This is a genomic window from Nocardia sp. XZ_19_385, from assembly GCF_015355755.1.
In the GTDB taxonomy this organism is placed as follows: domain Bacteria; phylum Actinomycetota; class Actinomycetes; order Mycobacteriales; family Mycobacteriaceae; genus Nocardia.
In genome coordinates, this window is sequence record NZ_JACVEE010000003.1 from 1,008,985 (window position 1) to 1,022,334 (window position 13,350).

Consider the following 13,350-nt stretch of genomic DNA (forward strand, 5'->3'; position numbering starts at 1 on the left):
CAGGGCTCAGGATTCGAACAGGCGCTGGCCCCACCATTCGCCGGCGGCGAGGCCAGGCGGGCAGGCGAACAAGGCCGTGCCGGTGTGGGTGAGGTATTCCATCATCGCGTCCTTGGTGGACAGGGCGCGTTGCATCGGAACGAATTGGGTATGGGCGTTACGGCAGTAGGCCAGGAAGAACAGGCCGGCGTCGAGGTGGCCGAAACCGTCGGAGCCATCGGTGAAGTTGTAGCCGCGGCGCAGTAGTTGCACGCCGTCGAGGTTGTCTGGGTGCGCCAGGCGTACGTGAGCGTCCTCGGCGATCACCGGGGTCCGGCTCACGGTCATCTGGAAATCCGGGTCGTCGAACTCGGCGTGCTTGCCCAGCGGCGCGCCTTCGCCCTTGCTGCGGCCGACGATCTGTTCCTGCTCGAGGAGCGCGGCGCGGTCCCAGGCCTCGATATCCATCCGGATCCGCCGGGCGACCAGATAGCTTCCGCCGGTGAGCCATTGCGCTTCGGCAGGGTTGTCCTGGCCGGCGACCCACACGAACTTGTCGAGCAGGTCGGTCTGGTCGGCGGTGAGGTTGCGGGTGCCGTCCTTGAAGCCGAACATGTTGCGCGGGGTGTGCTGGCCGCGGGTCGTGCTCGAGGTGCGGCCGAATCCCAGTTGCGACCAGCGCACGCTGACCACTCCGAAACCCATGCGCGCCAGGTTGCGGATCGCGTGCACCGCCACCTGCGGGTCGTCCGCGCAGGCCTGCACGCAGATGTCGCCGTAACTGCGCGAGGATTCGATGGCGTCCTTGGCGAAGATCGGCAGTTCCGCCAGCGCGGCGGGCCGGTGCGCGGCCAGTCCGAACCGGTCCCCCCGCGCGGGGGCGCTCGCGCTGGGCCCGAACAGGCCCGGACCGAAGCCGATGGTCAGGGTCAATGACGCCGGGGACAGACCGAGCGCTTCGCCGGTGTCGGGGGGCGGCAGATACTTGCCGTGGCCGATCGCGCCGCCCTCGACGGTCTCCTGCCCGCGCGTCATACGTTCGGCGGCCAGCGTCCACCGTTGGAGCAGATCGATGAGTTCGGCGCGGGAATCGGTGATGACGTCGAAGGCGGCGAAATGCAATCGGTCCTGCACCGCGGTGACGATCCCCGCCTGCCGGTCCCCGCGGAACGCGACGATGCGGTCCCCGGGGCTGTCCGCGCTCCGGTGCGCCGCGTTGCTGATCGCGGCGCCTGCCGCCGCGGCACCGGCCACGACCCCCGCACCCGCCGCCGCGCCCCCCAGCAGGGCGCGCCGGGACACTCCACGCTGTGGCTGGTCGTGGGAATCGGCTGCGGGTCGGTCGGTCATGATCGGTCTTCCTTGCTTCGAAACTTTCGAAAACTACTGTCCGAGAACCAGATCCGGAACCTGGCTCAGGGTCGCCGACAGTGCGTCGATTTTGTCGGACAGTTCCTTGCGCTGTGCTGCGGTGACGGTGTCGTAGGAGACGTAGCCATCACCCTGCCGGTACTTGCCGATGGCGTCGCGCACCGCCTGGAACTGGCCGGTGATCTTGTCCATCAGCGGGGCGTTCTTCGCGGTGATCATCGGCTGCAATTCGGCGATCAAGGTTTCCGAACCGTCGATGTTGGCGGCGAAGTCCCACAGGTCGGTGCGCGAGTAGCGGTCTTCCTCGCCACCGACCTTGGTGGCGGCGATCTCGTCGACCAGCGCTTGGGGGCCCTTCACGAACGACTGGGTCTCGAAGGCGAAGTCGGACTTGCGAACCTCGTCGCGCAGCGCGGTGACATTGCCCAGCAGTGCCTCGGCCTCGACGTTGACCAGCGCCGCGGTGTCGGTTTTGGCGTTGTCGAGATCGGCCTGACTGATGTCGTCGCCGTCCTCACCGACCTGGCTCTGCTGCGGCGGCCAGAGGAATCGCTCGATGCGATGGAATCCGGTGAAGGGCTGTTTGCCGTCCTCGGTGTCGTCCCAGCGCATATCGATCGCCGGGTCGAGGTCGGCGAAGGACTCCGCGACCGGTTCCACCCGCTCATAGAAGGTGCGGGTCAGGCCGAACTGAGCGCGGGCGGCGGCCAGGTCACCGGACTTCACCGCCGCGACGAATGTCGTGGTCTGGGCGACCAGTCCGTCGAGCTGGCCGCGCACGTAATCCAGGTAGCGAGCTTTGGCCTGTTCCACGTCGGCGGGCACATCGGACTTGGACTTCTGCTCGCCGGTGACCTCGAGGGTGCCGCGAATACCGTTGCCCACCATGCCCGGTTTGCACGCGGTCTCGTAGGTGCCGGGCTCGGTGATCTCCACGACGAGCTTGCCGGTGACGCCGGGGCCGATGTTCTCGACCTCGCCCAGGACCCGGTTGTGCTTGCCGAAGACATAGAACTCGGTGACCTTGGACCCGTTGTTGGCGACGGCGAAGGTCACCGTCCCGGTCGAGGCGCTGCTGGAGCTGAGCTCACATGCCGAGTCGGTGGAGGTGACCGCGATGTCACCGGTCCCGGAGGACTTGGCGGTGCACGCCGAGAGCACCATCGGCACCGTCACCAGCAAGCTCACGGCGGCCGCCGTGTGCCGCGACACGTTCGGTTTCACTGTTTTCCTTTCGCTGCCGGCCCTCACGAGGCCGGAGTTCTATCGACCGCTACCGCGGGAGTCGAGGACGCGACCGCACGACGGCGGGGACGCAGGAACAGCGTCAGCACCACGGCCAGGTATGCCGCCCAGGCGATCACCTGCAGCACGGTCGGGTCCGGGCGCAGATTGAACAAGCCCGCCAATGTCGTTCCATACCAGGAGGATTGGTCGTAGTGCGCGCTCACGTCGAAGGCCACGTTGCCGATCCCGGGCAGCCAGCCGACCACCTGCAGTGCCCGTACTCCGTAGGCCAGGATGCCCGCAGCCACCACGACCAGCAGAGCACCGGTGTAGGTGAAGAACTTGACCAGGCTGATCCGCACCGCACCCAGGTACAGCGCAACGGTCAGGGCCACGGCTACCGCGATGCCCAGCAGCAGGCCCAGCAGCGGCCAGTCGCTGCCCGAGGTGTTCTCGGCGTAGCCGACCATCAGCAGCGCGGTCTCCAGACCTTCGCGTCCGACGGCGAAGAACGCCAGGCTCGCCACCGCGATCCCGCCGATCTCGACTGCCGCGGACAGCTCGGCACGCAGGTCGGCGGAGATGTGAGTGGCGGCGCTGCGCATCCACAGCACCATGGCGGTGACGATGGCGGCCGCGATGAGCGAGGAGACTCCGGCGACCGCTTCGGCGGCCAGGCCGCTGATCGTCGAGGTGCCGTAATGGATGCCGGCGAAGACGACGACCACCATCGCGACCGCGGCGCCGACGCCGAGCCACAACCATTTGAGGTGTTCGCGGCGATCGGACTTGACGAGGAACGCCGTCAGGATCATCACCACGATCCCGGCTTCCAAACCCTCACGCAGCCCGATCAATCCGCTGCCGAACAGCTGGGTGGCCACCGTGGGCGTCGACAGAGCGAGGTCCATGCTTGCTTCACCTCGTTCTCCTGAGCACCGCCACCGCGCTTAGGGTAGGCAGCCCTGATTATAGGACCGCGCCAGCGTACACCCCGGCGTGTTCGGGGAACTCGGCCGAGCTTCCGGGCAGGTGTCAGGCGCTGCGACGGTGCCGCTTCGGCCCGGCCACGGAGCGCCTCCGCTGCTGCGGTCCAGTCAGCGGACGGTGACCAGGCGGCTGTGCCAGCCGGTGGATCCGTCCGGGAAGGGTGTGGCGCGCTGGTCGGTTTGCGGTGCGCCGGTGGCGTCGGTGGCTCGCACGCGCAGGGTGTGGGTGCCGGGGGTCGCTTGCCAGCGCCAAGTCCATTGCCGCCAGGTGTCGGTGGAGTACTCCGCTGCGAGATCGGCGGGCTGCCAGGGCTGGTCGTCGACCTGTATTTCGACGGCGGTGATGCCGCGGCGCTGGGCCCAGGCGACGCCCGCGACCATCACCTCTCCCGCGTCGACGGTGGCGAAGGCGGCGGGGACGTCGATTCGCGAGGCCGTTTTGATGGGGGCGCGGTCGGACCAGCCGCGCTGGGTCCAGTAGGCGGCGGCGCGGTCGAAGCGGGTTACCTCCAGGTCGATGACCCACTTGGTGGCCGAGACGTAGCCGTAGAGGCCGGGGACGATCAGCCGGGCGGGATAGCCGTGTTCGATCGGTAACGGCTCGCCGTTCATGCCGACCGCAAGCAGGGCGTCCCGGCCGTCGGTGACGGCCGACAGCGGTGTGCTGGCGGTGAATCCGTCGGTGCTGCGCGACAGCAGCATGTCCGCGCCGGGGCGCACTCCGGCTTCGGCGAGCAGTTCGGCGAGCGGATAGCCCAGCCAGCTCGCGGTGCCGACGAGGTCGCCGCCCACCTCGTTGGAGACGCAGGTGAGGGTGATGATCCGCTCGACAGCAGCGCGCCGGCGCAGCCCTGGGAAGTCGAAGACCAGGGGCCGATCCACCATGCCGTGAATTCGGAGCCGCCAATCGTCGCTGGTCGTCGCGGGCAGCTGCAAGGCGGTGTCGACCCGATAGAAGCGGTGGTTCGGGGTCACGAACGCACTGAGCCCAGGGACCAGTGGCTGGGTCTGCGGGGATATCGCGGCGGCCGGGTTCGTCGCACGCGGCAACAGGAAGCGGGCACGATCGGCCACCACATCGTGCAGGCGGCTCGACACCGCCCGCCCGAGGGTCGCCGTCAGCACCGCCACCGTGCCCACGCTCGCAGCTGTGATCAGAAACCTGCGCCGCGACTGCCCCGTATCCGATGTCAGCAAGGTCGGCCGACCAGCTGTGATCAGAAACCTGCGTCGCGACGACCCGGTATCCGGTGTAACCAAAGTCGGCCGTCCCGCCGTGAGCAGTCGCAACGCCACGATGCCCGCGAGCACACCCATCACTGTCGGCAGGATGAACCATGGTGTGGCAGTGGGCCGTTGCAGCGCAGCCGCCACCGTGACCCCACCGAGCACGAGCAGCAACCCGCTGCCCAGCGGCCGCCGCCGTTCCAGTAGGCCCGCGGCGGCCGCACCCAGCAGCATCACCGCCGCCATCGACGCGAACAGCGCCTGCTTGTCGCGCTCGCCGAAGCGGCGGATGGCGGCATCCTTCAGCTCGTGCGGCGTGTGGTCGACCATGGTGGCGCCGAGCACGAAGAACGGCGAGGACGCGGGGTCGACCAGTGCGGCGACCAGGTGACCGACACCCAGCACGGTGGCCGCGGCGAGCACACCCGCCACCGCCGCGGACACCCGGCCGACGCGCCGTGGCGAATCGTGTTCGGGTGCCGCGGGTTCGGCGTCCATCACCGGTCCGCTCAGGCCGGCGGCATGAGCACGGAGTCGATCATGTAAACCGTCGCGTTGGCGGTCTGCACACCGCCACAGATCACCGACGCCTCAGCGACCTTGATGCTGTCCCCGGCCCGGGTCACCGTCACCTGCTCGCCCTGCACGGTCTTGTGCGAACCGGCGATCTTGTCGGGCGCGATGCGACCCGGAACCACGTGGTAGGTCAGGATTTTGGTGAGGGTGGCCGAATCGGTCTTCAGCGCGTCGACCGTGGCCGGCGGGATCTTCGCGAAGGCCGCGTCGACCGGCGCGAAGACGGTGAACTCGCCGCCGTTGAGCGTGTCCACCAGATTCACCTGCGGGTTCAGCTTGCCCGACACCGCCGACACCAGCGTGGTCAGCATCGGATTGTTGGAGGCGGCCACCGCCACCGGATCCTGCGCCATACCGCTGACCGAACCCGCACCGGTGGGCACCTGCCGCGCATAGTCCGTGCAGCCCGCCCCGACCAGAGCGGAATCCGCGGCCGCCGGCATCGAGGTGGCTGCGGTGGCCGAGGTGGCCGAGGACCCCGACACCGGATTCGACTCGGCGTCACTGGAGCAGGCACTCGCACCCGCGACAGCAGCCGCCACAGCCATCGCGACCGCGGCAGAGCGTGGGAAAAGCTTCATGATCGTTCCTCCGATTGATGGGGTGGACCGGTTTCGAGGACGCCACCGGCCGGGCTCGGGCAGATGGCCCGGCCGGTAACGTCCTGCTATGGGGCGGCTCAGCCCCTGGGGCGCTTCCGTATCCGATGGGCGCCGAAAGGGTTTCGCTCCGCACACCGCACCGGTTTGGTCCGGCGGGAAAACAATCGAAGGTCCGAAGAATCCGGCTGCACCACCAAACCGGACCGGGTGGCGTATCGAAGTCGAGGTGAACGCCGTATCACCGCACGACCCCCCAACCTACGGAGACACAGCGCATGGCGGACGAACGCCGCATCCTGTCGCTCGCCGATGAGCGCGCAGCGGGGCAGGATTCCTGCCCGGCACACCGACCGACCCCCGATCCCGAAGTCACCCGCCGGCTCGCGGAGCTGCTGCACCGCGTCGCCGACGGTGACCGGGACGCCTTCACCCAGTTCTATCGCCGCACCCACGACCGCGTCTTCGGTCTGGCATTGCGCGTGCTGCGGCGGCCCGCCACCGCCGAGGAGATCACCCAGGAGGTCTACCTCTACGTCTGGAACACCGCCGAGCAGTACGACATCCGGCTGGCCAGCCCGATCGGATGGCTGATGATGCTCACCCATCGCCGCGCCGTCGACCGGGTGCGCACCGAATCCTCGGCCACCACCCGCGATCTCGCCTACGGGCACCGCCAGCTCGGGCGCGACCACGACATCGTCGCCGAAACCGTCGGCCAGAGATCCGAGGAACGCGCCGTCGTCGCCTGTCTGGGTACCCTCACCGACACCCAGCGCGAGACCGTCGCCCTCGCCTACTACGGCGGGCGCACCTATTCCGAAGTGGCCAAGCATCTGGGTATTTCGCTCAACACCGTCAAAACGCGGATCCGCGACGGCCTCAAAAGACTCCAGACCTGCCTGACAGAAACGATGCGCGATGCCTGACATCCACCCCCACACCGACCTGCCCGACCTCGCCTACCCCTACGCGCTGGACGCCTTGACCGCCGCGGAGCGCCGCGCCGTCGAGCACATGCTGGACCGGGCCGACGAAGCCACCGCCGCCGCTTTCCGTGCCACCGTCTACGACCTGCGCGAAACGCTCGCCGCCATGACCGTGGTCGATGCCGTGCCCGCCCCGCCGAGCGTCGAGCAAGCGCTGCTGCGCGCGCTGGACGCACAACTCGGCGAAGAATCGAAGCATCGCCCGGCCGGACGGCGGTGGCTCGCGCTCGCGGCCGCGGTGGCGGTCGCCATCGGGATCGGCGCGGGAATCACGGTGTACCGCAGCCAATCCCCCGACATCGGGCCAGTGACGGCACAGCAGGTTGCCACCCATGGCGACGCCCGAGAGCAGACCGTTCCGGTCACCGGCGGCGGCACCATCACCGTCACCGCCTCCCGTGAGCTGGGCGCGGCGATCGTTTCCTTCGCCGGCGTCGCGGCCCCGCCGCCGCAGCACACCTACCAGGTGTGGCTGGTCGGCGATACCGGTGCGGCCGATTCGGTGGGTGTGCTCGACGCCTTGCCCACCAGCCGCGCACCGATGCTCATGCGCTTCGGCGACGCGGGACAGCTCGCCGTCTCGGTCGAACCGGCGGGTGGCTCGCTCGCGCCCACCACCCGACCGGTCGTCGACGTGCCGCTGCGGTGAGTTACGCCGGAACTCGGAGGTCGCCGACGGCGCTCGTACCGTGGTGCTGCCGACCGGACAGGGCAGGCCACAGGGCCAGTGCGATCATCAGCGCGAACGCCAACAGCGCTGTGCCGGTGCGCATTCCGTGGAAAATGTCCCAGCGGGTGAGGATTTCGGGATAGTCCGCGGGCGCACCGGCCGTCACCCAGCGGTTGATCTGATGATTGATCGGCACATTGCCCAGTCGTGTAATCGCGAACGAGGCTACGACCAGGGCGGCGGCCGCACCTGCCAGCTGGCGCGCCCGCCCGCTGCTCAGAACTGACAGGGCCAGGCAGCTCACGGCGGCCGCGGCCATGGTGAGCTGCATGCTGATGCTGTTGTTCTTCATGAGTTCGGTGTGGAACTCCAGCCGCATTTGCAGCGGCACCCGATGGAAGGTCGGCGCGAGATTGGCTGCGCCGTAACCGAATGCGCCGGCGAGCAGTCCGGTGGTGAGTACCGCGGTGGCTTGCGTGAGACGAGTGCGCACGAGAACTCCTGATACGAGGGGCCGACGGAAGGATCCAGCCGAGGGCTGCCGTAAAATTCTTACAACGCCGTAAAGGTTAGGATCGATCGACAACTTTGACAAGGGTGTAAGAATTTGACCGCTTCCAAGGAACCCCGTCGACGCGCCGACGCCGAGCGCAGCAGGGCGGCCATTCTCGATGCCGCCATCCGTCTACTGGCCGAAGGCGTCGACACCGGCGGTCTGGCGGCGGTCGCGGAAGCAGCAGGCGTCACGCGGCAAACCGTCTACGCCCACTTCGCCAACCGCGAAGAACTGTTCGCGGCCGTCGGTGACCGCATCAGATCCGACACGGTCACCGCACTGGAAGCGGCCGACCTCGACACCGGCCCCGCACCGGACGCCCTACTGCGAATCCTCGACCTCAGTTGGCGTGCCGTCGACCTGGGCCCGCTGAAACGACGCGTGTCCCCCGGCGAACCCAGCCGGGGGACACAAACCCCGGCCCCCGTCTACGACAATCTGTTGCGCCTGCTCCGGCGTGGGCAGGACACCGGCGAGTTCGACAGCGCCACCACACCGCAATGGCTCGCGGCCACCCTCATCGCAGTTACCCGAGCTGCCCGCGCGGAGGTCGAAGCCGGCCGGATGACCCGGGCACAGGCCGAGAAGTCCCTGCACGAGAGCGCTCTTCGGCTGGTCGGTGCGCCGGCTCGGTCGCGATGACGATGTCGATGCCCTGCGCGAGGACCTCGGTGGCGGTGAGCCCGAACAGGATTCGGAAGGTGTCGCTGAAATGGCTGGCCGAGGCGAAGCCCGCGTCGGCCGCGGCGCGGGTGAGGTCGGCGCCGGCGCCGACAGCGGCCGCCACCGCGAGCAACCGCGCCCACAAGCGGTAGCGGCGGAAGCTCGTCCCGGCGTTGGCCGAAAACAGGTGCAGGAAACGGGACGTGGAGAGGCCCAAGCCCGCGGCGAGATCATCGGCCCGCAGTTCCTCCGCGGGCTCCTCGACAATCGTGTTCATCACCGCGCGGATCCGTTCGTCGATCACCGCTTCCGCTTCGCCGCCGGCGATGATCCGGCGCAGCTCTCGCGGATCCGGCAGCTCGGGACGGGTCAGGTGGGCGATCAGTGCCGCCTCGTCCCGGTGCGTCGTCGCGATGGGTGCGGGTGGCTCGCTCATCGCGGCGCGCAGGTGGGCGGCGGCGGCCGAGCGAGGATCGAGATAGTAGAACAGCACCCGGCCGCTGGTTTCGAGGTGATGAGTGGTGCGCGCCGGAATCAGCGCGCTGCGCCGCTGCCACCGGCCACCGTCGGGAGTGCAGACGGTGATCGGCTCGTCGACGCCGAGCACGAAACACTGCACCGGTGTCGAATGGTCGCCCAACTGGAAAGACGGGCCCAGATAAGCCGCATGCCCCTGCCAGAGCCACAGCGTGCGCTCGCCCACGCGGCGGGAGGTGACCGTCATAGTCGTCATCATCGCAGGGGACACGTCAGGCGACACCGAGCACGAGGGCCGCGCCGAGGAGTTCGACCAGGCAGTAGAACCAGATCGGATAGAAACCGAACCCGCCGTCGACCAGACGCGACACGATCCGCCCGACCGCCATACCGACCAATGCGAACCCCACCGTCAACGCCGCCCCGGTCCGCAACTCACCGCTACCGAAGGCCGACCAGAACAACACCCCGGCCACGGCCACACCGAAACCGCCGTACACCGCGCGAATCTCGGCCCGGCTCACCGCCGTCGGCGCCGACAACCCGAACGGCCGGGCCAGCGCCGCCGGAGCCACCAATGCATACATTCCCATCCCCGCGAACAACACACCGACCGCGGCGAGCACGACGGTTCTCATCGGCGCTCCGAAACCAACGGGCCCGGCTCGACAGCACGCTCCGCGCGCAACAGCACGGCGCTGGCACCGAGCGCCACCAACGCCGCAACATCGATTGCCGCCACCCGCACCAATCCCGGGCCGACCGGCCCCCCGACAAGCACCAGAACCACAAAGCCGCCGATGCTGATCGCATTGGCGCCCACCGCGAACGGCCGCCACGCCGGACGAAAAACCGCCACCAGCAACCCGGCCCCGAGCACCGCGAACAGCATGGCTCGATGCCGCAGCACCACCTCGAGATCCCGGCCCGCCGGCGCAATCCCATAGGCCGCATACATTCCCTGCGGCGCCACCGCCCCCACAGCGGGCACGACATTGAGCAGCCCCGTGACGGCCAGCAAAGCCCGGCCGACAAGTCGTCGCATCATTCTCCTCCGATAGATGTCCTGCGATCCTCGTACCCGGCGCAGCCCTCGCGCTTCCGAAAACCTGCTACCGCAGGACTCTTGCCCCGGGCAACTGAGCGCTGAACACCCCTGCCCGAGGAGCACACCCGCAAAAATTCACGCAATGCGGAGAAATGCGCGCCACCGACGCCACGGCGCTCGCAACCCCTGGCGGGGTGTCGCTTCAACACCCATGGGCGAGCGAGGCGCTGACCGCAGCGTTATGCCGCCCCGGACTTTCGGATGGGCCAGTTGCCGCTGCCGCCGTCGCATTGATCCGCCGCCTGCTTGGACTAGTTCTCCGGATTGCTAGTAACGGCAGGGATCGTGCTCGTCCCAGAGGCGGACCCTCGGCATGACGCGCGCTATTGCCACCGCCGAGCTGGTGTGAGTAGAGAGATCAACATCTGCTATTGCCGCGCCGTCCGTCACACGCCGAAATCGTTGCGTCGTAATCGGACGAGCGCGGGCGTGGGATCAAGACCACCAGGAACTGGTGGCGGCATTGTGCGGGTAAAGCCCGCCATCAGTGCCTGATGATCTTGGTGTCAGGGGTTCGTCGACGCGAAGTAGCTCCGGTCGCGTGACGGCCTGGGAATGTCGGTGGGGCCGAATACGATCGGGCGAATCGACTGCCGAACCTTCCGGCGAGGCGAAGTCTGGTGTCAGGAGTTGGGTGTGGAGTCGATCGGGGCTTTCGATATCGAGGCTGCGCTCGCAGTGCTGGGTGCGGGTACGGGAGGCGCCGAATGGACTCGGGCCGAGTCGGTTTTGCGGCACGCCGGACCGGTGGCGTGGCTGGCTTTGGCCGAAGAGGTTGTCATCGGTGCCGAGGAGAGCGCTCAACGTGCGGGGGTGTTGCTCGGATTCACGCATGTCACCGAGGAAATCCAAATCCGGGTGGCAGGCCTGTTGGATGAGGACCCGCGCGAACGATGCAGGAGTGTATTCGTCCTCGGCTTGGGCGGCAGTGTGATGGCGCCGTTCGCGCGGGTGCTGGCTACGGCGCTCGACGATCCGGACCCGCGAGTGGTGGCTGCGGCCGTGGGAGCCTTCGCGGGGATCGGTCGCGCAACGCTGCCGGTCCTGCGACAGGTAAGGCGCGCGCGGCCGGGTTCGCGAGCGGTGCTGGCGGCGCTCGCTGAAATAGGTTGGGACACACTCGATCCGCGTGACGTGCAGGTGCTGACCCGGCTGATCGCCGCCAAGTCCCGGATCGAGACTCCGCAACCGTTCCACGCCGACGCCGAGTGGTACGCGCTGCGCACCACCGACCGCGACGCGGTATTGCGCGCGTTCGATCTCTCGGATCCGGTTCCGGTCACGATGCGCGCCGGATTCGAGCGGTGGTTCACGCGGCGCACGACCCCGCCCGGCCAGTGGCTCCTCGACAGCTCCGCTGAGCACCGTCAGTGCGGCCAGATGTTCGTCACACCGGTCCTCGACGGTTGGACACTGGTCCTCGGCAAACCGAAAGAGCTCTACCACGACGATGACAATGACGAGGATGACTACGAGCACGAGGCCCAGCAACGCCGCTGTGTGGATTTGAGCCGTCAGTTCGGCACGGTCTACTGGTATGTGCAGATCGGCAACGGGGGCTGCGGCGACTGGACCGGCTGGTGTGCGGCCGAGCAGGGCACGCTGAGGCGCTATTACCACCACGATTTCGACGAGGGCGCTGTCGAAGTCGGCGAGCCCTTGGCGGCCGAGGCAGGTCTGCGAGACCCCGATGGCGCCGGGCTGTCCGGGCTGATGCACAACCATCTGTCTCGCGAGCGAATGCGGTCGCTGCTCGATACCCAGCCCGACTACGACGATCCGGACCTCGACGACGGGGCCTTCGCTGCGGCGCAGCAGATCTGGGCCGACCGGGTCAAGGCGGCGCTCGCCGAGGCCGGTGTGGAAGTTCTCCCCACTCGAAGCGCCTCGCTCATCGCGGGACGTACGACCGTGGGCCTCGACGAGCTCGGACCCGGCACTCAGGTCGAAGGCCGCGGCGTCTTAGCCCTCACCGAGTGTGGAAGACAGTGGGGTCACCGCGGCGCATTCCCGCTGTAGTGCCGGGATCGTTGAACGATTACCTCCTGAGTAATCGACAACGGCGCGGCCGCCGGGGAAGATCGTGAGCGAGCGAAAGGATCTTCTGCGGATGACCACGACTACGCCCTCGGCCTTCGACACCGATACGGCCAGCACCCGTGTCGGCGCGCACGAGTTCGCCCTGGATTTGTCCGAGCGGTGGACCACCTTCGGCGGCAATGCCAACGGCGGGTACCTGCTGGCCACCTGTTTGCAGGCGCTGCGGCAGGAGATTCCGCAGCCGGATCTGCTGTCGGCGTCGGCGCACTATCTGCGGCCGGGGGTGCTGGGGCCCGCGCGGATCAAGACCGAGGTGGCGCGGATCGGACGGCGCACCGCGACCGGGGCGGCGGTGCTGACGCGCGACGATCGGGAGATCATCCGGGTACTGGCGACCTTCACCGATCTGGCGCAGGCCGAGGGTAAGACCGTGGTGCGCGCGGACGCCCCGGAGTTGCCCGCGCCCGAGGAGTGCGTCAATCCGCTGGAAGGTCTGGGGGCGGTCGGGGCCGCGACCATCGCCGAGCGGGTGGAGTTCCGGATGCCGGAGCTGCCCGGGTTCTGGACGGGCACACCGGGCGGGACCAGCGCGGCCGAGTTCTGGTGCCGGTTCACCGATGGACGCGACGCCGACCCGATCGCGCTGGCGCTACTGGTGGACGCCGCCGCACCGGTGGTGATGGACCTCGGCGTGCCCGGGTCCTCCACCGTCGAACTGACCGTGCACATTCGCCGCCGGCCCGCGCCGGGCTGGTTGCGCTGCCGGGTCCGCACCAACTATCTGATCGACGGCTTCCACGAAGAGGACTTCGACATCTGGGACAGCACCGGCACGCTGGTGGCGCAGTCCCGGCAGCTGGCGCTGATCCCCTAGTTCAC

Annotated in this window: 14 protein-coding genes; 5 read left to right on the forward strand and 9 right to left on the reverse strand. The window is 68.4% G+C overall.

Features of this window, described 5'->3' with window-relative positions; genetic code table 11:
• Positions 1-6: 6 nt before the first annotated feature.
• The 5 genes from efeB to IBX22_RS28400 form a co-directional block, all read right to left on the reverse strand.
• On the reverse strand, positions 7-1,329 hold the full coding sequence (gene efeB / locus IBX22_RS28380; protein WP_194818742.1) for an iron uptake transporter deferrochelatase/peroxidase subunit: 1,323 nt from the start codon (positions 1,327-1,329) through the stop codon (positions 7-9).
• Positions 1,330-1,362: 33 nt separating this feature from the next.
• The gene (efeO, locus tag IBX22_RS28385; RefSeq protein ID WP_194818935.1) at positions 1,363-2,514 is read right to left on the reverse strand and encodes an iron uptake system protein EfeO; all 1,152 of its coding nucleotides are present in this window, start codon (positions 2,512-2,514) and stop codon (positions 1,363-1,365) included.
• An 83-nt stretch (positions 2,515-2,597) separates the two neighbouring features.
• On the reverse strand, positions 2,598-3,488 hold the full coding sequence (gene efeU / locus IBX22_RS28390) for an iron uptake transporter permease EfeU (RefSeq protein ID WP_194818743.1): 891 nt from the start codon (positions 3,486-3,488) through the stop codon (positions 2,598-2,600).
• 186 nt (positions 3,489-3,674) lie between these two features.
• Positions 3,675-5,291, reverse strand: a complete 1,617-nt coding sequence (locus IBX22_RS28395) for a molybdopterin-dependent oxidoreductase (protein WP_194818744.1) — start codon at positions 5,289-5,291, stop codon at positions 3,675-3,677.
• Between the two features lie 11 nt (positions 5,292-5,302).
• On the reverse strand, positions 5,303-5,950 hold the full coding sequence (locus IBX22_RS28400) for a fasciclin domain-containing protein (RefSeq protein WP_194818745.1): 648 nt from the start codon (positions 5,948-5,950) through the stop codon (positions 5,303-5,305).
• A gap of 296 nt (positions 5,951-6,246) precedes the next feature.
• Between IBX22_RS28400 and sigK the strand changes: the two genes are divergently transcribed.
• Positions 6,247-6,897, forward strand: a complete 651-nt coding sequence (gene sigK, locus IBX22_RS28405) for an ECF RNA polymerase sigma factor SigK (RefSeq protein ID WP_194818746.1) — start codon at positions 6,247-6,249, stop codon at positions 6,895-6,897.
• Positions 6,890-7,606 carry an anti-sigma factor domain-containing protein gene (locus IBX22_RS28410; RefSeq protein WP_194818747.1) on the forward strand — a complete coding sequence of 239 codons (717 nt, stop codon included), beginning with the start codon at positions 6,890-6,892 and terminating at the stop codon, positions 7,604-7,606. The genes sigK and IBX22_RS28410 overlap by 8 nt, the downstream gene beginning before the upstream one ends.
• 1 nt (position 7,607) lies before the next feature.
• Here the strand turns inward: IBX22_RS28410 and IBX22_RS28415 are convergent, their stop codons facing one another.
• Positions 7,608-8,120, reverse strand: a complete 513-nt coding sequence (locus IBX22_RS28415; protein WP_194818748.1) for a DUF1772 domain-containing protein — start codon at positions 8,118-8,120, stop codon at positions 7,608-7,610.
• A gap of 114 nt (positions 8,121-8,234) precedes the next feature.
• Here IBX22_RS28415 and IBX22_RS28420 point away from each other — a divergent pair, with 114 nt between their 5' ends.
• Positions 8,235-8,825, forward strand: coding sequence for a TetR/AcrR family transcriptional regulator (locus IBX22_RS28420; RefSeq protein WP_194818749.1), 591 nt, complete (start codon positions 8,235-8,237; stop codon positions 8,823-8,825).
• Here IBX22_RS28420 and IBX22_RS28425 read toward each other — a convergent pair.
• The 3 genes from IBX22_RS28425 to IBX22_RS28435 are packed head-to-tail and all read right to left on the reverse strand — an operon-like array spanning position 8,710 to position 10,371.
• Positions 8,710-9,570 (reverse strand): helix-turn-helix domain-containing protein, encoded by an 861-nt coding sequence (locus IBX22_RS28425; protein ID WP_228539515.1) that lies wholly within the window; start codon positions 9,568-9,570, stop codon positions 8,710-8,712. The genes IBX22_RS28420 and IBX22_RS28425 overlap by 116 nt on opposite strands.
• Before the next feature lie 25 nt (positions 9,571-9,595).
• On the reverse strand, positions 9,596-9,961 hold the full coding sequence (locus tag IBX22_RS28430) for a DUF4345 family protein (protein ID WP_194818751.1): 366 nt from the start codon (positions 9,959-9,961) through the stop codon (positions 9,596-9,598).
• Positions 9,958-10,371, reverse strand: coding sequence for a hypothetical protein (locus IBX22_RS28435; protein ID WP_228539517.1), 414 nt, complete (start codon positions 10,369-10,371; stop codon positions 9,958-9,960). Before IBX22_RS28435 ends, IBX22_RS28430 begins: the two co-directional genes overlap by 4 nt.
• Before the next feature lie 696 nt (positions 10,372-11,067).
• On the opposite strand from IBX22_RS28435, the gene IBX22_RS28440 reads away from it, so the two are divergent.
• Entirely contained in the window at positions 11,068-12,450 is a 1,383-nt protein-coding gene (locus tag IBX22_RS28440) for a hypothetical protein (RefSeq protein WP_194818753.1), read from the forward strand.
• A 91-nt stretch (positions 12,451-12,541) separates the two neighbouring features.
• The gene (locus IBX22_RS28445) at positions 12,542-13,345 is read left to right on the forward strand and encodes a thioesterase family protein (RefSeq protein WP_194818754.1); all 804 of its coding nucleotides are present in this window, start codon (positions 12,542-12,544) and stop codon (positions 13,343-13,345) included.
• Positions 13,346-13,350: the final 5 nt, after the last annotated feature.